The following is a 24408-nucleotide window of genomic DNA, read 5'->3' on the forward strand; positions in this document are numbered from 1 at the left end:
TCTTACCCCTGGTCCACAGCGGCGCAGGTCTCACTGGCGGCCAGGGCCGCCTGGTAGACCTCGCGACCGGGCAAACCGCGCTCCTCGAGGCGGGTCAGATAGCTCTCGATACCGTCCTTCAAGGGCTCCTGCCAGTCGGGGTGTTCCAGCGGGTTCTCGATCTCGCGGATGGTATCGCCCGCCTCGATGGCCTCCTGCTTGCCTTCCACATCCAGGCGGTCGAAGACCTCGCCGGCGTTCTCGGCCCACTTCATGCCCGAGTTCGCATCGATCACCGCCTGCTGTTCCGGGGACAGACTGTCATAGGCCCGCTGGTTCATGGTGGTGACGAAGATCAGCGTATAGAAGGGCACCTCGGTGTGGTAGTTGACCAGCTCATTAATCCTAAAGCCCTTCAGCCCCTCCCAGGGGAAGCTCAGGCCATCGATCACGCCGCGTTGCATGGCGGTGTAGATGTCCGGCGCGGGCATGCCCACGGGGATAGCCCCCATGTTCTCGAGCATCTCGCCGGCCACGGCGGTGGGCCGGCGGATGCGCAGCCCTTCCAGGTCGGACGGGGTCTGCACGTCGGTCTCCTGGGTGTGGATGCCGCCGGGGCCGGTGGTGAAGAAGAACAGCGGCCGGGTATCGGCGTACTCCTCGTCCAGGTGGCCCTCGTCGTAGAGGGTCTGCAGCACGCAGGCCCCTTGGGTGGCCGTGGTGGCCACGCCGGGCAGCTCGACGATCTGCGACAGCGGGAAGCGCCCGGCGGTGTAGCCCTGGGCGGTGGCGCCGATGTCGGCGATGCCATTGGCCGCTGCCTCGTAGATGGAGTCGGGCTTGGCCAGGGTGCCGGAGGGGAACATCTGGACGCGCAGCTCACCGCCGGACTCCTCCTCGACTGTCTCGGCCCAGGCCTCGAAGATCTCCTGGTTGATGCCGGAGGCACCCGGCCAGAAGTGCGCCATGCGCAGGGTAGTGGCGGCCTGGGCGGATGCCGTACCCAGACCGGCGATGGATGCGGCCAGCAGGCAGGTAGTGAACGTGCGCTTCATGGAAATCCTCCACGGTGGCATGGACATGCCTTGTTTAGTTGTTCGCATAGAGAACATTAGTTCGTTGACGGCGAAGTGTAACCACCCTGGCCTCATAAGGAAAAACGACTTTAGTCGCAGCTCGGATCCAGAGCGGCGAGGCGCGTACCGTCTTGACGGCCGGCCTCCCTAGCCCAGCAGCTCTGCATAGCGTAGCCCGATGAAGGCATGCTCGCGCATCAGCATCTCGGCGCGCGCGCCCTCGCCCTGGCGCAGCGCCTGAACCACCAGCTCGTGCTGCAGCTGAGCCTGATGCAGCTTGCGGTACTCCTGCTCCAGGGCCTGGCGGTCGATGATGATGGAGTCTGCGGCGGCAAAGGGGAGATGGTTGTTGCGGGCGATGGCATCGCCGATCACCGGGCTGCCCGCAGCCTTGACGATGGCCTCGTGGAAGTGCCGATTGAGCTCGCTCCAGCCCTCGATATCCGCTTCGACCAGATAGCCCTTGGCCAGCAGCTCCCGGCCTTTCTGGATCCAAAAGGCCAGCTCGGCATCCAGTTCCGATGCGATGCCCTGCTCGGCCAGACGGCGTGCCGCCAGCCCCTCCAGCACGCCACGCACCTCCACGGCGCAGCGCACATCGGTCTCGGTAAACTCACGCACCTGAAAGCCACGCTTGCCGGCTCGCTCCAGCAGGCCTTCCTGCTCCAGGGTACGGAAGGCCAGACGTACCGGTGTGCGCGACACGCCCAGCTGCTCGGCCACCTGCACCTCGCCGATGCGCTCGCCCGGCTGATAGAGGCCATCACTGATCAGCTTGCGAAGCTGGCTCACCACGTTCCTGCTACTCGTCATCGGCTTATTCTCCCCTTGTCAAGGATCTGCATCAGCACCCCTCGATGGATCCAACTAAAGCATAACTTGACCTAAAATGCCACAATGCTCTTTACTTTGGATCCAAAACAACCCTCCCTTAACCAATCCGTGACACGCACGCTGAGGAGAGCCCCATGACCCCCCAAGCCCCTTTCCCCCGCAACACCTGGTATGTCGCCTGCACCCCCGACGAGATCGACGGCAAGCCGCTGGGGCGCACCATCTGTAACGAGCCAATGGTCTTCTTCCGCGGCGACGAAGATAAGGCCGCAGCCGTTGAGGACTTCTGCCCTCACCGCGGCGCCCCGCTGTCGCTGGGCTTCGTGCGCGACGGCAAGCTGGTGTGCGGCTACCACGGCCTGGAGATGGGCTGCGACGGCAAGTGCGCCGCCATGCCCGGCCAGCGGGTGCGCGGCTTCCCCAGCATCCGCGCCTATCCGGTGGAGGAGCGCCACGGCTTTATCTGGGTGTGGCCCGGCGATCCCGCCAAGGCTGACCCCGAGCGGATCCCCGAACTGCACTGGGCCGAGAGCCCCGACTGGGCCTATGGCGGTGGCCTCTACCACGTCAACTGCGACTACCGGCTGATGATCGACAACCTCATGGACCTGACCCACGAGACCTACGTGCATGCCTCGAGCATCGGCCAGCCGGAGATCGAGGAGGCCGCGCCCAAAACCACCAGCGAAGGCGATGAGGTCATCACCGCCCGCCACATGGAAAGCATCCCAGCCCCGCCCTTCTGGCAGACCGCCCTGCGCGGCAATGACCTGCCCGACGACGAGCCGGTGGACCGCTGGCAGGTCTGCCGCTTCACCCCGCCCAGCCATGTGCTGATCGAAGTGGGCGTGGCCCTGGCCGGCAAAGGTGGCTATGAGGCACCGGCGGAGTTCAAGGCCTCGAGCATCGTGGTCGACTTCATCACCCCCGAGACCGACACCTCGATCTGGTACTTCTGGGGCATGGCACGCAACTTCAAGCCCGAGGACCCGGCGCTCACCGACCAGATCCGCGAGGGCCAGGGCCAGATCTTCGCCGAGGACCTGGAGATGCTCGAGGCCCAGCAACGTAACCTGCTCCTCTACCCCGAGCGTCAGCTGCTCAAGCTCAACATCGACGGCGGCGGCGTGCAGGCCCGTCGGGTCATCGACCGCATCCTGGCCGAGGAGCACCAGGCAGCCCCTGGCAGCGAGGAGGTGACCTCATGAGCATCCCCAGCAGCCTGTCACTAATCGTCGAGGTCAAGCGCAAGCGCCAGGAGGCCGAGGATATCGTCACCTTCGAGCTGGCCGACCCCCACGGGCGCCCGCTGCCGGCCTTTAGCGCTGGCGCGCATGTCGACGTGCAGGTCAAGGAAGGCGTGGTGCGCCAGTACTCGCTGTGCAACCACCCCGAGGAGCGCGACCGTTACCTAATCGGCGTGCTGCGCGACCCCACCTCGCGGGGCGGCTCCATCGCCATGCACGACGAGATCCAAGAAGGCGACCTGATCCAGATCAGTGCGCCCAAGAACCACTTTCCGCTGGCCCATCACACCAAGCGTAGCCTGCTGCTGGCTGGCGGCATCGGCGTGACGCCGATTCTGTGCATGGCCGAGCGCCTGGCGCATACCGACGCCGATTTCGCCATGCACTACTGCACTCGCTCGGCCTCGCGCACGGCCTTTCTCGAGCGCATTCGTCAAGGAGAGTTCGCCGACCGCGTGCACTTCCATTTCGATGACGGCGACGCCTCACAGAAACTCGACCTGGAGGCGCTAGTCGCCACCCCCGATCCCGACACCCAGGTCTATGTGTGCGGGCCCACCGGCTTCATCGATGCCGTGATGACGACCTGCAAGGCCAAGGGCTGGGACAGCCACCAGCTGCATACCGAGTACTTCGCCGGCGCCGTGGCCGATACCGCCGACGACGAGAGCTTCGAGGTCAAGATCGCCAGCAGCGGCGCCACCTTCACGATCCCCAAGGACAAGACCGTGCATCAGGTGCTCGAAGAGAACGGCATCGAGATCATGGTCTCTTGCGAACAGGGGGTGTGCGGCACCTGCCTGACGCGGGTCCTCGAGGGCGAGCCGGAACACCGCGATCTCTACCTGGAAGACCACGAGCATGCGGCCAACGACCAGTTCACCCCCTGCTGCTCACGGTCCAAGAGCAAGACCCTGGTGCTGGATCTCTGAGGTGCCCGGACACTTATAACGTCTTCTCAATATCACCTGACACCTGACGCCCAGCACCTCACGACAATCACAATCGAGAGACCCCTAATGAACTTGACCAAGACCGCTATCGGCAGTGCCCTTGCCCTGACCCTCACCACCGCCGCCCTGGCCGAGGCCAGTACGACCATCCGGGTCGCCCATGTCTGGCCCGGCGGCTCGCTGATCGACAAGCAACTCTTCAAGGCCTGGGCCGAGAGCGTCGAGGAAGCCTCCGACGGCCGGCTGGAGGTGGAAGTCTATCCCAGCCAGACCCTGGCCAAGTCCGACCAGACCTATCACAGCACGGTCACCGGTATCGCCGACGTGGGCGCCACCGCCCAGGGCTACACCGCTGGGCGTTTTCCGTTGACCCAGATCGTCGAACTGCCCGGGGTCTCCGACAGCAGCCGCCAGGGTTCCTGCATCCTGCAGTCGCTCTATGACCAGAGCTACATCGGTAGCGAATACGAGGACACCCGGCCGCTGTTCTTCTTCACCACCGGCCCCGGCTACCTGCACACCAAGGAAAAGCTGATCGAGACGCCCCAGGACCTGGAAGGGATGCGCATCCGCCGCCCCACCCCCCTGGTCGGCGACATGCTCGAGCGCCTCGGCGCCCAGGCGGTGGGCATGCCCGCGCCGGATGTCTTTACCGCCATGCAGCGCGGGGTGGTCGACGGCCTGAGCTTCAACTGGGAAGGCATGAAGACCTTCCGCCTCAATGAGCTGGCCGAATACCACACCGAAGTGGCCCTCTACGATCTGTCCCTGATCGCCACCATGAGCCAGCGCACCTATAACAGCCTGCCCGAAGACCTGCAGCAGGTCATCGACGATCACAGCGGCATGGAGTGGTCGTTGCGTGCCGCAGCGGTCTACGACGAGCTGATCGCCCAGGGCCGCCAGGAGGCCAAGGCGGCAGGCCACGAGTTCCTGGTGATCGAGGACCCGCTGGATGACGAGCAGTGGGGACCAGTGCTGCAGGAGACCATCGACCGCTATCTGGAGGAGGTCGACGGCAATGCCCGCGAGATCTACGATGAGGCAATGCGCCTGAAAGACGAATGCGAGGCGTCAAACCAACAAGCCAATGAGAACGGGGATAAGCAGTGAAATTGACATGCCCCTCCGCCTGAAGGCGGAGGATTCCCGGGTTGTCACCTCTCCGGTTCCTGCTTCCCTGCCCGTTGCCCTTGGTGATCGCACCGCCGGTCTTACACAGGCTCCACAGGCTTAACTTCCCGTGTGCCCCACGGTAGTTTTCTCGTGATGGCGGAGCTTGTCGGCGCCCGCCAGGATCGCCTTGCCCGCCTGCAGAATGTTGCGGGCAGCATTGATGTCGCGGTCGATGCCCCGAGTGCCGCAGGCAGAGCAGTCCCAGCGCCGGATGTCGAGCGGCATCGTGTCGGCGATGTAGCCGCAGTGGAAACAGCGCTTGGAGCTGGGATACCCCTTGTCGATCTGGACGAAATCGCGACCGTACCACTCGGCCTTGTAGGCGAGCTGGCACGTGAGCTGATGCCAGCCCACGTCGCTGATCGCCTTGGCCAGTGAACGGTTCCTCAGCAGGTTCTTGACCTGCAAGCTCTCGGCAGCAATGACTTGGTTTTCGTGAATGAGCTGCGTGGTGAGCTGGTGAGTGGCATCCCGGCGCTGGTCGGCCCGCTTGGCGTGCAGGCGCGCCACCTTCTGCCGGGCCTTGGCCCGGTTGTTGGAGCCGCGCTGCTTGCGCGACAGTGCCCGCTGGGCGCGGGCCAGCTTGCGTTCGGTCTGCCGGATGAAGCGCGGGTTGGGGATTTTGTCGCCGTCGCTGGTGATGACGCGATGCGTCAGCCCCAGGTCGAGCCCGACCATTCGCGGCGTCACCGGCAGCGCTTCCTGCTCCTCCTCGACCAGGAAGCTGATGTGGTAGCGCCCCGCGGTATCCAGGCTGACGGTAATGCTGGAGGGGTCGCCGGAGAAACGGCGGCTCCAGCGAATGGCGAGCGGGTCTTTCTGCTTGGCCAGCCACAGCCGGCCATCGCGCCAGCGAAAACCGTTGGCCATGTAGGTGGCTGACTGCTTGCCGCGCTTCTTCTTGAAGGTGGGATACCGCGCCTGGCCTTTGAAAAAGTTGGCAAAGGCCCGATCGAGATGCCGCAGCGACTGCTGAAGGCAGACATTGGACACCTCGGAAAGAAAGTCGGTATCCGGCTGCTTCTTGAGGGTGGTGAGAGCCTTGGCGGTGGCGTTGTAGCCCATCCGCTCTTGGCGCTCATACCAGGCATCCGTGCGCTCGCGCAGGAAATAGTTGTAGACGTACCGCACACAGCCAAACGTCCGAGCCAGCTGCTCAGCCTGCTCGGGCGTTGGGGTGAAGCGGTAGCGGTAAGCGCGAAGAACGGTAGCCATAATCTCAATCTAGCGTGCTATATTTAGCCTGTCAAAGAGAGGCGTTACCTCGCCTCGCGCTTTCCTTCCCCGCACTAGAAGTACGGGGTCTGACGCGCACTCTGATCAAAAATTACGTGACTGTTTAGCTCACGCTGCCTGATCCCGGTCGTCCTGTCGAATGAAACAGGCGCTCCCTCCCTTCAGGGGGGAGCTGTCACCCAGGTTCACTCCTGCTCGGCGGTGCAGGCATCGCGCGCGGCCAACGCCGCCTGGTAGACCTCGCGACCGGGCAGGCCGCGCTCCTCGAGGCCGGTCAGGTACTGCTCGATACCATTCTGCAACGGCTGCTGCCAGTCCGGGTGCGAAAGCGGCTCGTCGATCTCGATGATGTTATGGCCGGCCTCGATGGCCTTCTCCTTGCCCTCGCGATCGAGACGCCCGAAGACCTCGCCGGCGTTCTCGGCCCAGGCCATGCCCGAGTGGTCATCGATCACCGCCTGCTGCTCGGGGCTCAGACGATCGTAGGTCCGCTGGTTCATGGTGACGATCAGGCCCAGCGAGTAGAACGGCACCTGGGTGTGCTGGGTGGTCAGCTCGTTGAGGCGGAAGGTGTTGACGCCTTCCCAGGGCAGGCTGACGCCGTCGATCACCCCGCGCTGCATGGCAGTATAGATATCCGGAGCCGGCATGCCCACCGGGGTCGCCCCCATGTCGGTCAGCATGTCGCCGACCAGGGCGGTGGGACGGCGGATGCGCAGGCCCTGCAGGTCCTCAGGGGTTTCCACCACCGTGTCCTGGGTGTGCAGGAAGCCCGGGCCGGTGGTGAACATGAACAGCGGCCGGGTATCGGCATACTCCTCATCCAGGTGGCCTTCGTCGTAGAGGGTCTGCAGCACACAGGCGCCGGCCTCCGCGGTGGGCGCCACCCCGGGCAGCTCGACGACCTGGGTCAGCGGAAAACGCCCGGCGCTATAGCCCTGGACGGTGGACCCGACATCGGCGATGCCGTTGGCCGCCGCCTCGTAGAGGGACTCGGCCTTGGCCAGGGTGCCGGAGGGGAACAGTTGCACGCGCAATTCCCCCCCGGACGCCTCCTCCACGGACTCCGCCCAGGCTTGGTAAAGATCCTCGTGGACCGCCGAGGCCGCCGGGAAGAAGTGAGCGAACCGCAGGGTGGTGGCGGCCTGAGTGGACGCCGCGCTCAGGCCGGCAAAGGAGGCTGCCAGCAGGCAGGCGGTAACCTTGGTGTTCATAGAAGTACTCCTGGGTAGCGATGTAGCGATAGGGGGCGGCGCGATATCGCCGTCTCAGCTCGGCTCCACCATGAAGCGGGAGAAGAACTCGGTGAGTTCATCGAAGCCATCGAGCGGTAGCACCAGCGAGACGTACTGGTCCGGGCGCACCACCACCAGCGCGCCGGCCCCGCGGTCGATGCCTCGCAGATCGAAGATGTCCTGGTCGGTCCCCAGCACCGGGGCGTGGGCCTTCTGGTAGTCCTGAAGCCCGAGGGCCCCCTTATGCGGCTTGAGCAGCTCGTGCATGTCGGCCCAGTCGACCTCGAGGTGGGACTGCTGGATGATGCCGTGCACGTCGAAGATCGCGTCCGGGTCGGCCCCTTTCGGCGTGAAGCGGCGGATCGGCGACGCCTCGCTGGCGAGGAAGTCCATCAGCGCGTTGAATCGGGAGCCCGGGCTTCGCGGGTCGACCATGTCGGCGAAGGCATAGAGCCGCCAGCGGCCATCGGCGCGATGGACGTGCCCGAGGTGGACCTGCTTGGCATCGCCGAGCCGGATCACCTCGGCCGAGTGGAACCGCCGTCCGGGCGGGAAGCCGGTGGCCAGGCCCAGGTGAGTATCGTCACCGGTGAGCAGGTCCGGGGCGTAGTGGGTGGCGAAGCCCGCGGTGAATTCGCTGTTGGTGACGAACTGGCGCTGCACCTCGGCCAGGCCCTTCATCGCCGCCTGCGGGTCGTTGGCGTCCTGGGCGGCGCCGATCGCCCGCGACCAGCGGGTATCCATCTCGATCAGGTTTTCGGCGATGACGTGGCGCTCGGCGTTGTAGGTGTGCAGCAGGCTGGCCGGACTGCGCTCCTGCAGCACCGAGATCAGCTTCCAGCCCAGGTTGAAGGTGTCCTGCATCGACACGTTCATGCCCTGGCCGGCCTTGGCGGTGTGGGTGTGGCAGGCATCGCCGGCGATGAAGACCCGGGGCGTGCGGCTCTCCACCTGGTCGTCGTCGACGTCATCGAACTTGTCGGTGACCCGGTGTCCGACCCGGTAGACGGAGAACCAGGCGGTCTCCTTCACCTCGAAGGAGTACGGTGCCAGTACCGCCTGAGCCTTCTCCAGCACCTGCTCCTGGGTCAGCCAGGCGTCCGGGGCGATGTTGCCCATGTCGACGTAGAGGCGGACCAGGTAGCCGCCCTCGCGGGGGATCAGCAGGATGTTGCCCGCCTCGGCGGACTGGATCGTGCACTTGAAGCGGATGTCCGGGAAGTCGGTCACCGCCAGGACATCCATCACGCCCCACGCCTTGTCTTCGCCGTGGCCTTGCGGTTTACGGCCGATGGACTGGCGCACCACGCTGTGCGCGCCGTCGCAGCCGACCACGTACTTGGCACGGACGGTCTTCTCACCGTCCGACGTGTTGAGGGTCACAGCCACCCGCTCGTCGGCGGCTTCGGGCACTTCCACCTTGAGCGTCTCGTGGCTGTAGTCGACCTGCAGGCGGCTCGGGGAATTGACCATATACTCCAGCAGGAAATCGAGCAGGCGAGCCTGATTGACGATCACGTGCGGGAACTCCGATAGGCCGTCGCGTACGTCCTGCACACGGCCGAGCCGGGCGATGCGGGCCTTGTCCTCGGGGTCCGGCCCCCAGAAGTGGGTCTCGTTGATCCAGTAGGCCTCGGTGGTCATCCGCTCGGCCAGGCCGAAGGCCTCGAACATCTCGACCGTACGGCAGGCGACACCGTCGGCGCGTCCCACTTCGAGGGGCCCATCGGCCTTCTCCACCACACGGGTGACGATATCCGGGAAGGTCGATAACTGGGCGGCCAGCAGCAGCCCGGCCGGGCCGGTACCGACGATCAGTACGTCCACCTCCTCCGGCAGCGGACCCTGGTCGGCGCTGCGCCCCTCGGCCGCGGGCTGAATCCGCGGGTCCCCACTGCGGTAACCGTCGAGGAAGTACTGCATCTGCTCGCTCTCCATCCCGTGCGCTACGGGTATTCGTTATTGATGGACAATCAGGGGTAAGGGTCGGAGCCCCGTGGCAATCTGCCACGGCTATATTAATCAGTATTGTGATTATTTTGGCGACGAGCAATTAGACTTTTATCCAAGCCTCGGCGAAAGTCATCCTCACCGGCGTCTGGACCTGCAGGTGGTCCGGCGCGGAGTCCCACATCGGAGCCGTGGCCCAGGTAGGGTCATGGCTTGTGTCGTTCATCCTATACGAGACGATCGAAACCATGAGCCAAGCCCCCCTCTCCCAGGCCAGCGCCCTGCCCGGCAACCTGCTGCGGCGCTGCCACCAGATCAGCGTCGCGATCTTCCTGCGCAAGTGCGAGGCCTACAATCTGACCCAGCTGCAGTACATTCTGCTCTGCGCCCTCGAGGAGAAGGGGCCGATCGACCAGATCACCCTGGGCGGCCATACGGCACTGGATCGCAATACCGTGGCCGTGGTGGTGCGCAAGCTGGAGGAACGCGGCCTGGTGACCCGGCGCCGCAACCCGGAAGATCGCCGCTCCATGCTGGTCACCCTGACCCAGGCGGGCGAACGGCTTCGCCACGACGCCGAGCCACAGGTGGCCGAAGTGCAGGAGGAGATTCTCGCCCCCTTGAGTGAGGACGAGCGGGAGACCCTGTGCCGGCTGCTGACACGCATCGCCGACGAGAACAACCACCTGAGCCGCGTGCCGGTGCGCCAGGCCGGATGACGCCCCACACGGGACGCCCTCAGGCCCGTCAGGCTTTCGGCCCCCGTGAGTCGGCATCCTGCTTCCAGCCCAGCCGACGACGCGCCTCGACCACATCATCCTGCGGGTCGTGGTGCCACAGCCAGTCGTAGCGAGTTTCCAGGTTCTCGATCAGCCGGGCTTCATCATCGCCGATGCCGGCCCCGGCGTACTCGTACACATCACCCGCTTCATGCGATGTGCGCTGCACCTTGCAGGTACGCGCGTGGCGGACCGCCTCGAAGGCCGCCAGCACCGCCTCGGCGTTATGCCGGTCGCAGGCCTCCTCGGTCAGCAGGCTGGCCAGCACATCGGCATCCTCCAGCGCCTGGCCGGCGCCTGCGCCTTGGTGAGGCACCATGGCATGGGCTGCATCGCCCACGATCAGCACCCGGTCGCGATGGTAATGAGGCAGTTCGGGAAGCTCGTGCAAGGCCCAGCGCGTCGGCTCGGGGATGCACTCGAGAATCGCCTGGGACGCCGCACCCCAACCCTCGAAGACCTCCAGCAGCTCTTCCTGGGTCACGGCATTGACCCACTCCTCGCCCTCCGGCAGTTGGGGAGACGGGGTGGAGCGGTCGGTGATGAAGGCCACCACGTTGATCAGCTGCGACTGCTTCACCGGGAAGGTCAGGATGTGACGGTCGGGGCCGAGATACATCTGCGGCACCCGTGCCAGGCGCTTGTCGGCACCCTTGGCCGCCAGGGTCGCCTCTAGCTGCTGGGTGGGAATCATGCCGCGATAGGCATAGGTGCCGCTCCAGAAGGGGCCGAGGTCAGCGTACTGCTCGGGAGGCAACACATGATCGCGCACCGTCGACTTGATGCCATCGAAGCCGATCAGGATATCGCCGGTGAAGGTCGTGCCGTCCGCGAAACGCGCGGTGGCGCTTTCGCTATCCTGCTGGACCTCGATACAACGCTTGCCGAACTGGGCAATCCCCTCGGGCAGGTTCTCGACGATGGCCTCCAGGAAGTCGGCCCGGTGCACCGAGGACTGACCGCAGCCCGGCGCCAGAGTGGCGGTCAGGTAGGCATCATCGCGGCCGCGCCGCCATTCGAACCAGACATCCTCGAAGGGTGGCGGAGAAGAATCGGCGATGCGCCGGTAGGGCGCCTCCAGGCCGAGCCGCCGGATGGCCCGTACCGCATTGGGGCCGAAGGAGACGCCGGCGCCGATCTCGGAGAACTGCGTGGCCGCCTCGAAGAGGTGGACATCGAGGCCACTGTCGCGTGACAGGGCCACGGCGAAGGCAACGCCGCCGATGCCGCCGCCGATGATGCCGATGGAAAGACGCTTGTCGTGGTTGTCGGATACCATGTGGGTCTCCAGTCAGGGGGTGTCGTGAGATTTCCCCCTCACGCTATTCCCCGGGCCGGCCGCGGGCCACTCAGCGCCTTTCATTCATGGCATAAGCGACACGAATAAACTGATGAATCAACCAGTTGAAAGCCACTCCGTCGCCCGGCATCGACCTTTGTCTTATGCCATCGGCGGGCCGTCGAAGAGGCTATCGGGCACCGGGAGCCGCCCATGATCCAGCTCTCCGAGATCGACATGAACCTGCTGGTGGTCTTCGACCTGCTCTACCAGGAGCGCAACACCCAGCGGGTGGCCTTGCGCCTCGGCCTCACCCAGCCGGCGGTCAGCCACGCCCTGAAGCGCCTGCGCCGACTGCTCGGCGACGAGCTCTTCGAGCGCACCTCCCAGGGCCTGATGCCTACTCCCCTGGCCACCCGCCTGCATCCGCCGGTGGCCACCTCCCTGGCCGGGCTCCAGGAGGCCCTCAACCGCCCCGAGGACTTCGACCCGGCGGTCAGCGAGCGCACCTTCCATCTCGCCATGACCGACATCGGCGAGATCGTCTTCCTGCCACGCCTGCTGCAGCGATTGGAAGAGGCACCGGGCATCGCCCTGAGCACCGTGCGTAGCCAGAATGAGGACCTGAAACGCGAGATGGAGGAGGGACGGATCGACCTGGCCATCGGCCTGATCCCCCAGCTGGGCGCCGGTTTCTACCAGCAGCGCCTCTTCGTGCAGCGCTATGTGTGCCTGATGCGCCAGGCGAACCCCCTGGCGACAAGCGACTTCGACCTGGAAGCCTTCATCGCCGCTCGCCACGCCGTGGTGGTGGCCCGTGGCACCGGCCACGGCATTGTGGAGGAATCGCTGGCCAAGGCCGGGATTCACCGGCCGGTACGCCTCGAGCTGCCGCATTTCGCGGCTGTGCCCTATATCGTCAGCCACAGCGACCTGGTGGTCACGGTCACCGACAAGCTGGCCGAGGCGACCTGCGAACGTTTCGGCTTGACGATGCATGAGCACCCCCTGCCCTTTCCCGAGATCCCCATCAAGGTCTTCTGGCACCGGCGTTTCCACCAGGATGCCGGCAACCGCTGGCTGCGCGGCCTGCTGTTCGCGATGTTTGCCGAGTAAGCGCGCAGCAAACCCTCGATCTTGCCACCTAGGGCTTGGCCCATGCCGCTCGGCTGCTGTGAGCCGCGGTTTTGTTGGTGATCTTCCAGGCCCCATCGATCTTCATCAGGGCGATCACGTCCACCCAGGAATCCGCCAGGTCCTCGGTGTTATCGAACCCCAGCAGAACACTGGCCACCTCTCCCGCCTGGGTCACCGAAATGACGCGCCCCTTGATCGGCCGGTGGCTGGTCGCCCAGCGCTCGAAGCGCTCGCTGACCAGCCCCTTGCCCAGCGCGCCTTCCGCATCGATGGCAAAAATCCAGGCATCCTCATGGAACGCCTCCCTGAGCTTGTCGCTCCTTCCCTGAAAGCCCTCCACATAGAGCTGCACGACGCGAACGATCTCATCGTAATCGGGGGCTTCACCAACAGACACTGTACGATCCAAGACACTTCTCCCGTTGTTGTCCAAGGCGTTTATACGAACACATCGGCCACCATCTCCGCCAGGCTCATCGGCACGCGCGACCAAAGCAGGGATGGCCAGGCATGGACCACTTCTTTAGGCTCCTAAACATAACCACACAATTTTTCCCCGGACCCTTTTCCCTGGAGCCTGTCCATGACGCCTCCCGCTGTGCCTGCCGGCCTTGTGATCGTGCTGTCGGGTATCACCGCCGCCCTGCACGTGGGCAAGCTGCCCCCGGCCCTGACGATCCTCAAGGACACCCTCGATATCAGCCTGCTCCAGGCCGGCTTTCTGGTCTCGCTGGTCCAACTCGCCGGCATGTCCCTGGGGCTGCTGGTGGGCCTTTCGACGGACTCGCTGGGCCTGCGCCGCAGCATGACCCTCGGCCTTGGCCTGCTGGCGACGGCCAGTCTGCTGGGAGGCCTGGCTGAGACGCCCACCTTCCTACTGACCTGCCGGGCCCTGGAAGGCCTGGGCTTTCTGCTGGTGGTGCTGTCGGCCCCCGCCCTGCTTCGCCAACTGGTACCCACCGAGCGCCTGCACCGCGCCATGGCCCTGTGGAGCTGCTTCATGGGGCTCGGCGTCGGCAGCGCCCTGCTGACCGGCCCCTGGGTGATCGCCTGGCTGGGCTGGCAGGGCTGGTGGTGGACGCTCGCCGGGTGGACGGCGGTCATGCTGGTCGCGCTGCGCTGTCGAGTGCCAGCCGACCGGCATCGCCACGGGGCCCAGACTCTGGCGGGCGAAACCGGCGAAGGCTGGCGCCGGCGCCTGGCCATGACGCTGGGCGCGCCGGGCCCCTGGCTGGTCGCGCTCTGCTTCGCCATGTACTCGAGCCAGTGGCTGGCGGTGATCGGCTTTCTGCCCACCATCTACCAGCAGGCCGGTGTCAGCGAATTGCTGGCCGGCTCGCTGACCGCGCTGGTGGCCGCCACCAACATCATCGGCAACCTGGGCTCCGGTCAGCTGATGCACCGCGGCATCGCGCCTGTGTCACTATTGCGCTTCGGCTTCGCCTTCTCGGCCCTGGGCACCTTCCTGGCATTCGGCGAGCTGACGGCCGGGGCGCCGCTGCTGCGTTTCGCCGCCATCCTGATGTTCTCCGCCGTCGGCGGTGTCATTCCTGGCGCCCTGTTCACCCTGGCGGTCCGGCTGGCTCCCAGCGAGCACACCGTCTCGACCACCATCGGCTGGATGCAGCAGTGGTCGGCCTTCGGCCAGTTTGCCGGGCCGCCTCTGGTGGCGTGGCTCGCCGCCCAGGTCGGCGGTTGGCAGTGGACCTGGGCCATGACCGGCACGGCCTCGCTGCTGGGTATCCTGCTGGCCTACCGGCTCGGACGGGTTCACCACGCCTATCCGGCGCAGTCGGCCGGGGTGGCCGTGCGGTAGGTGGCCATGGCGCCTTCCATGGCCTGTTGAAGCGCTTCGATGCGCGAGCCGTGGGCCGGGTGGGTGGAGAGAAACTCCGGGGGCTGGCCGCCGCCGGCTTGTGCCATGTTGCGCCACAGGGCCACGCTCTGGCGCGGATCGAACCCCGCCTGGGCCATGATCGCCAGGCCCATCAGGTCGGCCTCCTCCTCATGGGTGCGGCTGAACGGCAGGGTGATACCCAGCTGGGCGCCGAGGCCCAGCGCCTGCATCAGCGACTCCTGCGCCAGCTCTCCCTCGCTGAACAGTCCCACCACCAGCAGCACGGCCTTGATACCGAGCTGCTGGGTCAGCCGTTCGTTACCATGGTCGGCCAGCACATGGCCTACCTCGTGGCCGATCACCGCCGCCAGCTGGGCCGGGGTCTCGGCCACCCGCAACAGGCCGGTATGTACGCCGATGCGACCGCCCGGCAGGGCGAAGGCGTTGGGGGAAGGGTCCTCGAAGACCACCACCTCCCAGGCCTCGGGCAGGTCGGCATCCGGATAGCGCGCCTCGGCGGCGGCCACCACCTCCCGGGCCACGCACTGCACCCGGCGATTGATCGTCGCATCGCGTGACACCGGCTGGCGCTGGCGCATCTGGTCGAAGGCATCCTCGCTCATCCGGGCCATCAGGGCTTCCGGCACCAGGGCCAGCTGGGAGCGCCCGGTCGGCGTCTCCTCGCAGCCGGCCAGCAGTACCAGGGGCAACAGGTAGTGCAGGCACCGCAGGCGCATCGTGTCGTCTCTCTCACCGATGGGTCGAGCCCGTCAGCTTAGCCTGCCCGGCCGATCGAGAAAACGGCCGGGCAGGGATGGACCGGCACGACGACCGGCGCGGCACTGCGCGTGGAAGGCGGCATCGTCGAGAGCATTGCCTGATCGGGTAGCTGACACCGAACAGCAGGCCGTCCTCGCCACTCAAGGCAAGCGCTCTGCCGATCTGCTAGCTTCGAGACAAATCGTCGTCAATGCTGGCACTACCTTTCGTGATACAGGAGAGAAAGAGACCATGCAAAAACGCAAGCTGGGCCGCTCCGATATCGAGATCGCACCGCTGGTCTTCGGCGGCAACGTTTTTGGCTGGACCACCGATGAACAGCGTTCCTTCGCCCTGCTCGATCGCTTTATCGAGCGCGGCTTCAATGCCATCGACACCGCCGATGTCTATGCGGCCTGGGCGCCGGAGCTCGGCGGCGGTGAATCGGAAACGGTACTGGGTCAATGGCTGGCCCGACGCGGACGGCGCGACGACATCGTGCTGATGAGCAAGGTCGGCATGTGGGAACCGCACAAGGGCCTCTCGGCGGCCAACATCGAGGCCGCCGTCGAGGATTCCCTGAAACGCCTGCGCACCGACTACCTGGACGTCTACTTCGCGCATATCGACGACCAGGACGTGCCACTGGAGGAAACCCTCGGGGCCTTCGCCCGACTCATCGAGGCCGGCAAGGTGCGCGCCATCGGCGCCTCCAACTACTCCGCCGAGCGGCTGCGTAAAGCCCTGTCGGTCTCCCAGGAACAGGGGCTGCCCCGCTACGAGCTGATCCAGCCGCTCTATAACCTCTATGACCGTGACGACTTCGAGGCCGAGCTGGCCAGCGTCGCCCAGGAGCATGCGCTCGGGGTGGTGAGCTATTTTTCCCTGGCCAGCGGCTTTCTGACCGGCAAGTATTCAAGGCTCGAGGACCTGGAAGGCAACGCCCGCGCCGACTTTCTCAAGGGCTACTTCGACGAGCGGGGGCAGGCAATTCTGAGCGAGCTGCTGGCGGTCTCCAACGAGCTTGGTGCCAAATCCGCCCAGGTGGCCCTAGCCTGGCTGCTAAGCCGCCCCGCGGTCACCGCCCCCATCGCCAGCGCTACCAGCACGCCTCAGCTCGATGAGGTGCTGGATTCGGTGAACCTGACGCTGCCTGACGGGGCCCTTGCTCGGCTGGACGCCGCCGGTCGGTAGTGGCGGATACTCTTACGGCACGTGTGGAAGGCCCCTGCGGCCCCGGGAAGGGGGCTTCCATGGTCCCGCCGTCGTCACCCCCTGGCGACACCTGACTCCGTGCCGTCCCCGAACACCTCGTCGATCAGGCCAATCAGGTTGTGCAGCGCCGGCGAGTCGTTGATCGACCGCCAGGCCATCCATAGCGGCATGTCGCAGGCCTCAAGCTCCGGCAGGTCCACGAAGTGGATGCCGGGCATGGGATAAGCGCTGCTGGCCGAGGGGACGATGGCGATCCCCAGTCCTGCCGCCACCATGCTCAGGATGGTGATATTGTCGGCGCCGTATTGCACTACCCGCGGCGCGAAGTTCAGCCGCGCGAAATGCGCCATCACCCGGTCGTAGTAGACCGGTGAGACGCTGCGAAAGCCCCACACGAAGTCGGCATCGCTCAGCTCGCTCAGGCGGTTCGGTGGCTCTGTCGCCCACGGCGAGGCGTCAGGCACGGCCAGCATCAGGTGGTCGTGCTGCAGCAGGCGGGTCTCGAGGCCGGGCTGTTCGGCACTGTCCAGGTAGAGGATACCGGCCTCCAGGCTGCCCTCCCGCAGCCGCTCCAGCTGGGGGCCCGAAAGCAGCGGGAAGACCTCGAAGGCGACCCTGGCATAGCGATCGCGATAGTGCCTGAGCAGCGCCGCCACTTCCGGCACCCAAAGGTGGGTCACCGTCACCCCCAGGCTGACCTTGCCGATCAGCCCCTGGCCTAGCGCCGAGAGTCGCGTCCTGATCTGGGTGCGCCTGTCGAGCAGCTGGACGGCCTCATCGTAGAGCGCCTTGCCGGCCACCGTCAGGCTGACCCCGCGGGCATGACGCTCCAGCAGTCGGGTGCCCAGGTTCTCCTCCAATAGTCGAATCTGCCGGGTCAGCGCCGGCTGGGCGACGTGAACCCGGCGGCTGGCCGCGGAGATGGAACCGGTCTCCGCAACGGCAATGAAATAGCTGAGCTGGCGGAATTCCACGGGCCCTCTCGTCTCATTCAGGGGTAGGTATCTACCTTAGCCATATCATCACGGCATGTCAGCAATGCCAAACCTATATTTTTTCTATCGAAAAAGGCATTTCATAGTGTCGGGACAACCCATAACAAGTCTCGCCTCGGCGAGCTGGACGATCCCCATGAACAAGACCTATCACCTGCTGACGGCGTTACACTTTGCAGTGTGCACCCTGGCCATGATCTGGCCCGGCGCCCTGATCGCCAACCGTATCGAACCCACCGTGCTGGGCCTGCCCTTCCTGTTCTTCTGGTACGCCCTGTGGATGCTGGTGCTCTTCGCCGGCATGTGGGTCGCCTTCGTCGTCCGTCACGGAGGTGGCCGCCATGAGTGATTCCGTGATTATCGTTGGCATTACGCTCGTCTACCTGACGATGGTGCTGGTAGTAGGCCTGCGCGCCCGCGGCCAGTCGAGCTCCAGCCTGGAAGGTTACGTGGCTGGCGGCCGCCACGTGGGCGTGGTGATCCTGTTCTTTATCCTCGGGGCCGAGATCTTCTCCGCCTTCGCCTTCCTCGGCACCCCCGGCTGGGCCTACCAGCACGGGGCGCCGGCCTTCTATATCCTCGCCTACCTGTCGCTGGTACCGATCACCATCTGGGCGTTAGGCCCGCGAGTGGCGAAGCTGGGTCGCGAGCGTGGCTACCTGACCCAGGGCGACATGATCGCCGATCATTACCGCAGCAAGCCGCTGGGCATGCTGGCCGGCCTCATCGGCGTGGTCGCCCTGGTGCCCTACCTGACCATCCAGATCGCCGGCGCCGGCCTGCTGTTCCAGGCCGCGACCGACGGCATGGTGCCCTTCTGGCTGGGTGGCCTGCTGGCCTTCGTGGTGGTGGCCGCCTACGTATTCTGCAGCGGCCTGAGCGGCATCGGCTGGACCAACCTGGTGCAGGGCCTGATGATGATCGTCATCGCCTGGTTCCTGGGGCTGGCCATCTCCGAGCGCCTCTATGGCGGCGTGGGGGAGATGTTCACCCAGCTCCAGCAGGCGGCGCCGGAGTACCTGACCATGCCCGGGGCTACCGGCATGAACTGGGGCTACTTCAGCACCGCGGTGCTGGTCAGCGCCTTCGGCGGCGCCATGTGGCCGCATCTATTCATGAAGTTCTACTCGGCGGATAGCGGCAAGACCCTGCGCAAGGTCAGCGTCTTCTACCCCCTCTACGCCTACCTGCTGGTGCCGCTGCTGTTCATCGGCTTCGCCGGCATCCTGGCCTTCGCCGATACGCCGCTGGAGCGTGCCGACACGGTGCTGCTGAAGATGGTGATGGACGTGGCCAACTTCTCGCCCTGGGTGATCGGCCTGATGCTCTCCGGCGCCCTGGCGGCGGCCATGTCCACCGGGGCCAACCTCGCCCATACCGCCGCCATCGTGCTGGTGCGCGACGTGATGGGCCCCACCGTGATGAAGGACGCCAGCGAGAAGACCACGGTCAGCGTGACGCGCTGGAGCGTACTGGGACTGTCGCTGGCGGCCTACCTGATCGCGCTGCTCAACCCCGGCTCGCTGGTCATGATCCTGCTCACCGCCTACGGGGTGATCATCCAGCTGTTCCCGATGGTGATCGGCGCGCTGTTCCTGCCGCAGCTGCGCCGCGCCAGTGTGATGGCGGGTGCGCTGATCGGCAGCCTGGCCTTCCTGCTGATGGAGTTCGTGTGGAGCTCGCCGCTGGGCTGGCACGCCGGCGTCTGGGCCATGCTGCTCAACGTGGTGGCGGTCGCCGTCTGGCAGCGCCTGGTCAGCGCCACGCAAGACAGCCAGCCCCGGATCCGTAACAGCCACTAAGCCTCGGGAGAGACCCAGATGACGACGCAAACCGACACGTCCGACCTCAAGAGCATCGATCTCAAGGACGCCATCGGCGCCCAGGTGGAGGCGACCCTCGAGGAGGTTCAGGCGCTGTACCGCCAGATTCACCAGCATCCCGAGCTGCCCTTCGAGGAGCACGAGACCAGCCAGCGACTCGCCACGGCCTTAGAGACCCTGGGCTATGAGGTGATCCGCGGCGTGGGCGGCACCGGCGTGGTGGCCCTGCTGCGTAACGGCGAGGGCCCCACGGTGATGCTGCGTGGCGACATGGATGCCCTGCCGATCAAGGAGGACACCGGCCTGGACTTCGCCAGCACGCGCACGGCACAGACCGAGAGCGGGCAGGTGCCGCTGATGCACGCCTGCGGCCATGACCTGCACAGCAGCTGTGTGGTGGGGGCCGCCGCCGTGATGGCAGGGCTGAAAGAACGCTGGTCCGGCACCCTGATGCTGATCTGTCAGCCCGCCGAGGAGATCTTTGGCGGCGCCAAGGCCATGCTGGACGATGGCCTCTACGAACGCTTCGCCCGACCGGATGTCATCCTTGGCCAACACAACATGCCGGCCCTGGCCGGCACCATCGGGCACCGCGCCGGCAGTGCCATGGCCGCCTGCACTAACCTGGCGGTGACGATCCACGGGGCCGGCGGTCACGGCTCCATGCCGGCCCAGACGGTGGACCCGGTGGTCATCGCCGCCCATGTGGTCACCCGCCTGCAGACCATCGTCTCCCGCGAGGTGCCGCCGGAGGAGACCGTGGTGGTCACCGTCGGCAAGCTGCATGCCGGCACCCAGGCCAACATCATTCCCCATTCCGCCGAGCTCGAGATCAATATCCGCAGCTTCGACAACGCCCTGCACCGCCAAGTGGTGGAGGCCATCGAGCGCATCATTCGCGCCGAGTGCGAGGCCGGGCGCTCGCCCCACCCCCCGGAGTTCCGCGTGCTCAACGAGACCCTCGCCCTGCACAATGACCCGGCGACGGTCGAGCGGGTGCGCCAGGCCCACGGCGCGCACTTCGGCGAGGCCAACCTCTACGCCATGCCGCGTCTCAACGGCAGCGAGGACTTCCCGTTCTTCGGCAGCGCCGAGGACGGCGGCTTCGGTGGCGAGGACATCCCCTATGTCTACTGGTTCATCGGCGCCACCCCCGCGGAGCGCTGGCAGGCCACCCCGGGCCAGGGCGTCGCGGAGAAGATGCGTCACCTGGAGATGCCCCACTCGCCGTACTACTTCCCGGGCAACGCGGTAACGCTGCGTACCGGCATCGAGGCCATGGCCGCCGGGGCACTCGCCTACCTGGGCTAGTCTCTACCGGACACCGACATCCCCCAGCACGGGAGAGGGGACGGCACCCACGGGATGCCGGCCCCGTTCATGGGTGCCTACTTGCCGCGGTAGTAGCCCGGGGTGACGAAGGGTGTCTTGCTCACCACCATGGGCAGGCGCTTGCCGCGCACCTCGGCATAGACGGTGGTGCCGGGCTCGGCCAAGGCAATGGGCACATACCCCATGGCCACCGGCTTGCCCACCGTGGGGCCGAAGCCGCCGGAGGTCACCTGGCCGATGGCGTTGCCCTCGGCGTCGAACAGCTCGGTGCCTTCGCGCACCGGCGCCCGGCCCTCGCCGAGCAGGCCGACCCGCTTGCGGCTGTGGTCCTTGGCCTCGACCTGATGGAGAATCTTGTCGGCGCCGGGGAAGCCGCCCGGACGCTCTCCACCGTTACGGCGCGGCTTGCCGATGGCCCAGATCAGCCCGCCTTCGATCGGCGTGGTATCGGTGTCGAGGTCATGGCCGTAGAGGCACAGCCCGGCCTCCAGGCGCAGAGAGTCCCGGGCCCCCAGGCCGATAGCTTCTACTTCCGACTCGGCCAGCAGGCGGCGCGCCAGGGCCTCGCTCTGCTCGGCCGGCACCGAGATCTCGAAACCGTCCTCGCCGGTGTAGCCGCTGCGGCTGATCCACACCGGAATGCCGTCGATCTCGAAATGACCATGCTGCATGAAGACCAGCTCGCCGGCTTCGGGGCAGAGACGCGCCATGACCTCGGCGGTGGCCGGGCCCTGCAGGGCCAACAGGCCACGGTCCAGCTCCTCCACCGTGTAGCCCTCGGGCAGGTGCTGGCGCAGATGGGCGATGTCCTGCACCTTGCAGGCGGCATTGACCACCAGATAGAGGTGATCCCCGTTATTGACCACCATCAGATCGTCGAGGATGCCCCCCTCGTCGCTGGTGAACAACGCATAGCGCTGCATGCCCACCGGCAGACCGACGAGATCGGCGGGCACCAGGGTCTCCAGCGCCTCGGCGGGATTCGGCCCATGCAGCAGCAGCTGCCCCATATGGGAGACATCGAACAGGCCGCTGGCGGCGCGCGTGTGCTCATGCTCCTTCTTGACGCCCAGAGGGTACTGGACGGGCATCTCGTAGCCGGCAAAGGGCACCATCTTGGCCCCCAGCTCGACATGCAGGTCATACAGGGGGGTTCGCTTCGGGTCGCTCATGGGGTCGCCTCGGGTTGACGAAGAAAAGGGAAGTGCGCCGACACCGCCATGCCACTGGCGGGCGGATAGCGCTCGCTGTGCGCCCAGACTAGACGAAGTTTCTTAAAAGAAACAATAGCCGTCTTCCTGAAACATAGCCTATCGACTGCCCCGTCACAGCGAGCAGCACCTGCATGCCCGCTGAAACCCTTATAACTGTTTGATATGCAATGAGAAGAGATAAGATCTTACACGCTTTTGCCTTGTATATTCTTTTTATTTATTTATTAAGTCGGAAAATTTACTTCTAAATGGTTGGCGACACGCTCTCGCTACCCTAGGATCAACCTGTCGAAAATAAATTTCCTATAGGAAACACACATGAGTTCAATCCCCGCCAACCGGCGCTACGCGGAAAGTCACGAGTGGGTCCTCGATAACGGCGACGGCACCGTGACCGTCGGCATCTCCGACCATGCCCAGCAGGCGCTGGGCGACGTGGTCTTCGTCGAGCTGCCCGAGGTCGGCAGCCACCTCGACAAGGGCGACGAGTTCGGGGTGGTCGAGTCGGTGAAGGCGGCGTCCGACCTCTACGCGCCGCTGGCCGGCGAGGTCACCGCGGTCAACGAGGCCCTCGAGGACGCCCCGGAGACCGTCAACGAATCGCCCTACGAGGACGGCTGGCTGATGACGCTGCGCCTCGACGATGCCGGCGCCCTGGACACCCTGCTCGACGCCGAGGCCTACCGCGCCATCGCCGACGCCGACGACTGACCCACCCCTTGCCCCCGGCCGACCGGGGGCGACCCGTCCCTTACCCGGGCCCGCGCCCGTCTCCTGCTGGTTACACGATCCAAGGTGCCCCATGGCTTTTGACCCCCGCCGCCTGGCCGAGCTGGCCAACCACGATGCCTTCCTGCGCCGCCACAACGGCCCGGATGCCGACGACACGGCCGCCATGCTGGCCACCCTGGATCTGGAAGGCGTGGAGGCCCTGATCGACCAGACCGTGCCCGCGGCCATTCGCCTGGACCGTGAGCTCGCCCTCGACCCGCCCAAGGGCGAGGCGGAGGCGCTGGACTACCTCGCCCGCCTGGCCCGCCAGAACCGGGTGGCCAGGAGCTATATCGGCCAGGGCTACTATGACACCTATCTGCCCCCGGTCATCCAGCGCAACGTGCTGGAGAACCCGGGCTGGTACACCGCCTACACGCCCTACCAGCCGGAGATCTCCCAGGGCCGCCTCGAGGGACTGCTCAACTTCCAGCAGATGGTCATGGACCTGACCGGCATGGCGCTGGCCAATGCCTCGCTGCTCGACGAGGCCACCGCCGCCGCCGAGGCCATGGCGCTGTGTCGGCGCGCCAACAAGAAGGCCAAGACCGAGGCCTTCTTCGTCGCCGACGATGTCTTCCCCCAGACGCTGGACGTGCTGCGCACCCGCGCCGCCTGGTTCGGCTATACGCTGGTCACCGGCCCCGCCGAGGCACTCGCCGAGCATGACGTCTTCGGCGCCCTGCTCCAGTACCCGGGCAACGATGGCCGGGTCCGCGACCTGGCCCCGCTGCTCACCGCGGCCCAGGACCGGGGCATCATGACCTGCGTGGCCAGCGACCTGATGAGCCTGGTGCTGCTCCGTGAGCCCGGCGCCCTGGGCGCCGATATCGTGGTGGGCTCGGCGCAGCGCTTCGGCGTGCCGATGGGCTTCGGTGGCCCGCATGCCGCCTTCTTCGCCACCACCGACACGCTCAAGCGCTCGATCCCCGGGCGGATCATCGGCGTCTCCCAGGACAGCCGCGGCGCGACCGCCCTGCGCATGGCCATGCAGACCCGCGAGCAGCATATCCGTCGCGAGAAGGCCACCTCCAACATCTGTACCGCCCAGGCGCTGCTGGCCAACCTGGCCGGCTTCTATGCCGTCTATCATGGGGCCGAGGGGCTACGCACCATCGCCTCGCGCATCCACCGCCTGACCACGCTGCTCGCCGAGGGGCTACAGGAGAAGGGGGTGGCGCTGGTCAATGACAGCTGGTTCGACACCCTGCGCCTGACTGGGGTCGACGCCGGGCGCATCCACGGCCGCGCCATGGCCCACGACGTCAACCTGCGCTACTTCGAGGGCGGCGACGTGGGCCTCAGCCTCGACGAGACCACCACCGCCCACGACCTGGATACGCTGTTCGACGTGCTGCTCGACGAGGAGCACGGCCTGTCCGTGCGCGAACTCGATGACCGGGTGGTGGCCGCGGGCCGCACCGGCCTCCCCGCCGGCTGCGCGCGGGAGAGCGACTTTCTGACCCATCCGACCTTCCGGCGCTATCGCAGCGAGACCGAGATGCTGCGCTACCTCAAGCGCCTGGAGAACAAGGACCTGTCGCTGGTCCATGCGATGATCCCGCTGGGCTCGTGCACCAT

General features: G+C 66.0%; 22 protein-coding genes. 12 read left to right on the forward strand and 10 right to left on the reverse strand.

What is annotated here, in order from left to right; translation table 11 throughout:
* Window positions 1-2: 2 nt before the first annotated feature.
* A complete protein-coding gene (locus FHR94_RS17950; protein WP_183327865.1) occupies window positions 3-1034 on the reverse strand; it encodes a TRAP transporter substrate-binding protein in 1032 nt (343 codons plus the stop codon).
* Window positions 1035-1202: 168 nt separating this feature from the next.
* Window positions 1203-1868: a GntR family transcriptional regulator gene (locus tag FHR94_RS17955; protein WP_183327867.1), complete on the reverse strand. Its 666-nt coding sequence runs from the start codon at window positions 1866-1868 to the stop codon at window positions 1203-1205.
* Between the two features lie 155 nt (window positions 1869-2023).
* Here FHR94_RS17955 and FHR94_RS17960 point away from each other — a divergent pair, with 155 nt between their 5' ends.
* The 3 genes from FHR94_RS17960 to FHR94_RS17970 all read left to right on the forward strand — a co-directional run bounded on the left by FHR94_RS17960 (window position 2024) and on the right by FHR94_RS17970 (window position 5202).
* Window positions 2024-3097, forward strand: a complete 1074-nt coding sequence (locus FHR94_RS17960; RefSeq protein WP_183327869.1) for an aromatic ring-hydroxylating dioxygenase subunit alpha — start codon at window positions 2024-2026, stop codon at window positions 3095-3097.
* On the forward strand, window positions 3094-4068 hold the full coding sequence (locus tag FHR94_RS17965; RefSeq protein WP_183327871.1) for a PDR/VanB family oxidoreductase: 975 nt from the start codon (window positions 3094-3096) through the stop codon (window positions 4066-4068). Before FHR94_RS17960 ends, FHR94_RS17965 begins: the two co-directional genes overlap by 4 nt.
* Before the next feature lie 87 nt (window positions 4069-4155).
* Window positions 4156-5202 (forward strand): TRAP transporter substrate-binding protein, encoded by a 1047-nt coding sequence (locus FHR94_RS17970; RefSeq protein ID WP_183327873.1) that lies wholly within the window; start codon window positions 4156-4158, stop codon window positions 5200-5202.
* Window positions 5203-5322: 120 nt separating this feature from the next.
* Here FHR94_RS17970 and FHR94_RS17975 read toward each other — a convergent pair whose 3' ends face one another.
* The 3 genes from FHR94_RS17975 to FHR94_RS17985 form a co-directional block, all read right to left on the reverse strand.
* The gene (locus FHR94_RS17975; RefSeq protein ID WP_183327874.1) at window positions 5323-6480 is read right to left on the reverse strand and encodes an RNA-guided endonuclease TnpB family protein; all 1158 of its coding nucleotides are present in this window, start codon (window positions 6478-6480) and stop codon (window positions 5323-5325) included.
* Window positions 6481-6686: 206 nt separating this feature from the next.
* Complete coding sequence (locus tag FHR94_RS17980) at window positions 6687-7715, reverse strand: TRAP transporter substrate-binding protein (protein ID WP_183327876.1); 1029 nt, start codon at window positions 7713-7715, stop codon at window positions 6687-6689.
* A 54-nt stretch (window positions 7716-7769) separates the two neighbouring features.
* Window positions 7770-9659, reverse strand: a complete 1890-nt coding sequence (locus FHR94_RS17985; protein WP_183327878.1) for an FAD-dependent monooxygenase — start codon at window positions 9657-9659, stop codon at window positions 7770-7772.
* A gap of 275 nt (window positions 9660-9934) precedes the next feature.
* Here FHR94_RS17985 and FHR94_RS17990 point away from each other — a divergent pair, with 275 nt between their 5' ends.
* Entirely contained in the window at window positions 9935-10405 is a 471-nt protein-coding gene (locus tag FHR94_RS17990) for a MarR family winged helix-turn-helix transcriptional regulator (protein ID WP_183327880.1), read from the forward strand.
* A 28-nt stretch (window positions 10406-10433) separates the two neighbouring features.
* On the opposite strand, the gene salA is transcribed toward FHR94_RS17990, so the two are convergent.
* A complete protein-coding gene (gene salA / locus FHR94_RS17995) occupies window positions 10434-11744 on the reverse strand; it encodes a salicylate 1-monooxygenase (protein WP_183327881.1) in 1311 nt (436 codons plus the stop codon).
* 213 nt (window positions 11745-11957) lie between these two features.
* Between salA and FHR94_RS18000 the strand changes: the two genes are divergently transcribed.
* The gene (locus FHR94_RS18000) at window positions 11958-12860 is read left to right on the forward strand and encodes a LysR family transcriptional regulator (protein WP_183327883.1); all 903 of its coding nucleotides are present in this window, start codon (window positions 11958-11960) and stop codon (window positions 12858-12860) included.
* Window positions 12861-12888: 28 nt separating this feature from the next.
* Here the strand turns inward: FHR94_RS18000 and FHR94_RS18005 are convergent, their stop codons facing one another.
* The gene (locus FHR94_RS18005) at window positions 12889-13278 is read right to left on the reverse strand and encodes a nuclear transport factor 2 family protein (protein ID WP_183327885.1); all 390 of its coding nucleotides are present in this window, start codon (window positions 13276-13278) and stop codon (window positions 12889-12891) included.
* Window positions 13279-13464: 186 nt separating this feature from the next.
* On the opposite strand from FHR94_RS18005, the gene FHR94_RS18010 reads away from it, so the two are divergent.
* Window positions 13465-14697 carry an MFS transporter gene (locus FHR94_RS18010; RefSeq protein WP_183327888.1) on the forward strand — a complete coding sequence of 411 codons (1233 nt, stop codon included), beginning with the start codon at window positions 13465-13467 and terminating at the stop codon, window positions 14695-14697.
* On the opposite strand, the gene FHR94_RS18015 is transcribed toward FHR94_RS18010, so the two are convergent.
* Window positions 14661-15455 (reverse strand): M48 family metallopeptidase, encoded by a 795-nt coding sequence (locus tag FHR94_RS18015; protein WP_183327890.1) that lies wholly within the window; start codon window positions 15453-15455, stop codon window positions 14661-14663. The genes FHR94_RS18010 and FHR94_RS18015 overlap by 37 nt on opposite strands.
* Window positions 15456-15729: 274 nt before the next feature.
* On the opposite strand from FHR94_RS18015, the gene FHR94_RS18020 reads away from it, so the two are divergent.
* Window positions 15730-16671 carry an aldo/keto reductase gene (locus FHR94_RS18020; RefSeq protein WP_183327892.1) on the forward strand — a complete coding sequence of 314 codons (942 nt, stop codon included), beginning with the start codon at window positions 15730-15732 and terminating at the stop codon, window positions 16669-16671.
* Between the two features lie 74 nt (window positions 16672-16745).
* Here the strand turns inward: FHR94_RS18020 and FHR94_RS18025 are convergent, their stop codons facing one another.
* The gene (locus FHR94_RS18025; protein WP_183327894.1) at window positions 16746-17666 is read right to left on the reverse strand and encodes a LysR substrate-binding domain-containing protein; all 921 of its coding nucleotides are present in this window, start codon (window positions 17664-17666) and stop codon (window positions 16746-16748) included.
* A gap of 157 nt (window positions 17667-17823) precedes the next feature.
* Between FHR94_RS18025 and FHR94_RS18030 the strand changes: the two genes are divergently transcribed.
* Genes FHR94_RS18030 through FHR94_RS18040 form a run of 3 tightly spaced genes read left to right on the forward strand, consistent with a single transcriptional unit; the run spans window position 17824 to window position 20821 of the window.
* Window positions 17824-18036 (forward strand): hypothetical protein, encoded by a 213-nt coding sequence (locus FHR94_RS18030; protein WP_183327895.1) that lies wholly within the window; start codon window positions 17824-17826, stop codon window positions 18034-18036.
* The gene (locus tag FHR94_RS18035) at window positions 18029-19489 is read left to right on the forward strand and encodes a sodium:solute symporter family protein (protein WP_183327898.1); all 1461 of its coding nucleotides are present in this window, start codon (window positions 18029-18031) and stop codon (window positions 19487-19489) included. Before FHR94_RS18030 ends, FHR94_RS18035 begins: the two co-directional genes overlap by 8 nt.
* An 18-nt stretch (window positions 19490-19507) precedes the next feature.
* Window positions 19508-20821: an amidohydrolase gene (locus FHR94_RS18040; protein ID WP_183327900.1), complete on the forward strand. Its 1314-nt coding sequence runs from the start codon at window positions 19508-19510 to the stop codon at window positions 20819-20821.
* A 77-nt stretch (window positions 20822-20898) separates the two neighbouring features.
* Here FHR94_RS18040 and gcvT read toward each other — a convergent pair whose 3' ends face one another.
* The gene (gene gcvT / locus FHR94_RS18045) at window positions 20899-22014 is read right to left on the reverse strand and encodes a glycine cleavage system aminomethyltransferase GcvT (protein WP_183327901.1); all 1116 of its coding nucleotides are present in this window, start codon (window positions 22012-22014) and stop codon (window positions 20899-20901) included.
* Between the two features lie 360 nt (window positions 22015-22374).
* On the opposite strand from gcvT, the gene gcvH reads away from it, so the two are divergent.
* Complete coding sequence (gene gcvH, locus FHR94_RS18050) at window positions 22375-22767, forward strand: glycine cleavage system protein GcvH (RefSeq protein ID WP_183327903.1); 393 nt, start codon at window positions 22375-22377, stop codon at window positions 22765-22767.
* A 91-nt stretch (window positions 22768-22858) separates the two neighbouring features.
* Window positions 22859-24408, forward strand: a 1550-nt coding sequence (locus FHR94_RS18055; protein ID WP_484494478.1) for an aminomethyl-transferring glycine dehydrogenase, incomplete at its 3' end; no start/stop codon positions are given.

Origin of the sequence: Halomonas cerina, assembly GCF_014192215.1 — a bacterium.
In the GTDB taxonomy this organism is placed as follows: Bacteria; Pseudomonadota; Gammaproteobacteria; order Pseudomonadales; family Halomonadaceae; genus Halomonas; species Halomonas cerina.

Excerpts from the sequence above, each read along its gene's own strand:
- FHR94_RS18020 (WP_183327892.1), top strand. The coding sequence starts at position 15,730 with ATGCAAAAACGCAAGCTGGGCCGCTCCGATATCGAGATCGCACCGCTG.
- FHR94_RS17985 (WP_183327878.1), bottom strand. The coding sequence starts at position 9,659 with ATGCAGTACTTCCTCGACGGTTACCGCAGTGGGGACCCGCGGATTCAG.
- FHR94_RS18040 (WP_183327900.1), top strand. The coding sequence starts at position 19,508 with ATGACGACGCAAACCGACACGTCCGACCTCAAGAGCATCGATCTCAAG.
- FHR94_RS17960 (WP_183327869.1), top strand. The coding sequence starts at position 2,024 with ATGACCCCCCAAGCCCCTTTCCCCCGCAACACCTGGTATGTCGCCTGC.
- FHR94_RS17950 (WP_183327865.1), bottom strand. The coding sequence starts at position 1,034 with ATGAAGCGCACGTTCACTACCTGCCTGCTGGCCGCATCCATCGCCGGT.
- FHR94_RS18000 (WP_183327883.1), top strand. The coding sequence starts at position 11,958 with ATGATCCAGCTCTCCGAGATCGACATGAACCTGCTGGTGGTCTTCGAC.
- FHR94_RS17990 (WP_183327880.1), top strand. The coding sequence starts at position 9,935 with ATGAGCCAAGCCCCCCTCTCCCAGGCCAGCGCCCTGCCCGGCAACCTG.
- FHR94_RS17975 (WP_183327874.1), bottom strand. The coding sequence starts at position 6,480 with ATGGCTACCGTTCTTCGCGCTTACCGCTACCGCTTCACCCCAACGCCC.
- FHR94_RS18015 (WP_183327890.1), bottom strand. The coding sequence starts at position 15,455 with ATGCGCCTGCGGTGCCTGCACTACCTGTTGCCCCTGGTACTGCTGGCC.
- FHR94_RS18035 (WP_183327898.1), top strand. The coding sequence starts at position 18,029 with ATGAGTGATTCCGTGATTATCGTTGGCATTACGCTCGTCTACCTGACG.
- gcvH (WP_183327903.1), top strand. The coding sequence starts at position 22,375 with ATGAGTTCAATCCCCGCCAACCGGCGCTACGCGGAAAGTCACGAGTGG.
- FHR94_RS18030 (WP_183327895.1), top strand. The coding sequence starts at position 17,824 with ATGAACAAGACCTATCACCTGCTGACGGCGTTACACTTTGCAGTGTGC.
- gcvT (WP_183327901.1), bottom strand. The coding sequence starts at position 22,014 with ATGAGCGACCCGAAGCGAACCCCCCTGTATGACCTGCATGTCGAGCTG.
- FHR94_RS17980 (WP_183327876.1), bottom strand. The coding sequence starts at position 7,715 with ATGAACACCAAGGTTACCGCCTGCCTGCTGGCAGCCTCCTTTGCCGGC.
- salA (WP_183327881.1), bottom strand. The coding sequence starts at position 11,744 with ATGGTATCCGACAACCACGACAAGCGTCTTTCCATCGGCATCATCGGC.
- FHR94_RS17970 (WP_183327873.1), top strand. The coding sequence starts at position 4,156 with ATGAACTTGACCAAGACCGCTATCGGCAGTGCCCTTGCCCTGACCCTC.
- FHR94_RS17955 (WP_183327867.1), bottom strand. The coding sequence starts at position 1,868 with ATGACGAGTAGCAGGAACGTGGTGAGCCAGCTTCGCAAGCTGATCAGT.
- FHR94_RS17965 (WP_183327871.1), top strand. The coding sequence starts at position 3,094 with ATGAGCATCCCCAGCAGCCTGTCACTAATCGTCGAGGTCAAGCGCAAG.
- FHR94_RS18010 (WP_183327888.1), top strand. The coding sequence starts at position 13,465 with ATGACGCCTCCCGCTGTGCCTGCCGGCCTTGTGATCGTGCTGTCGGGT.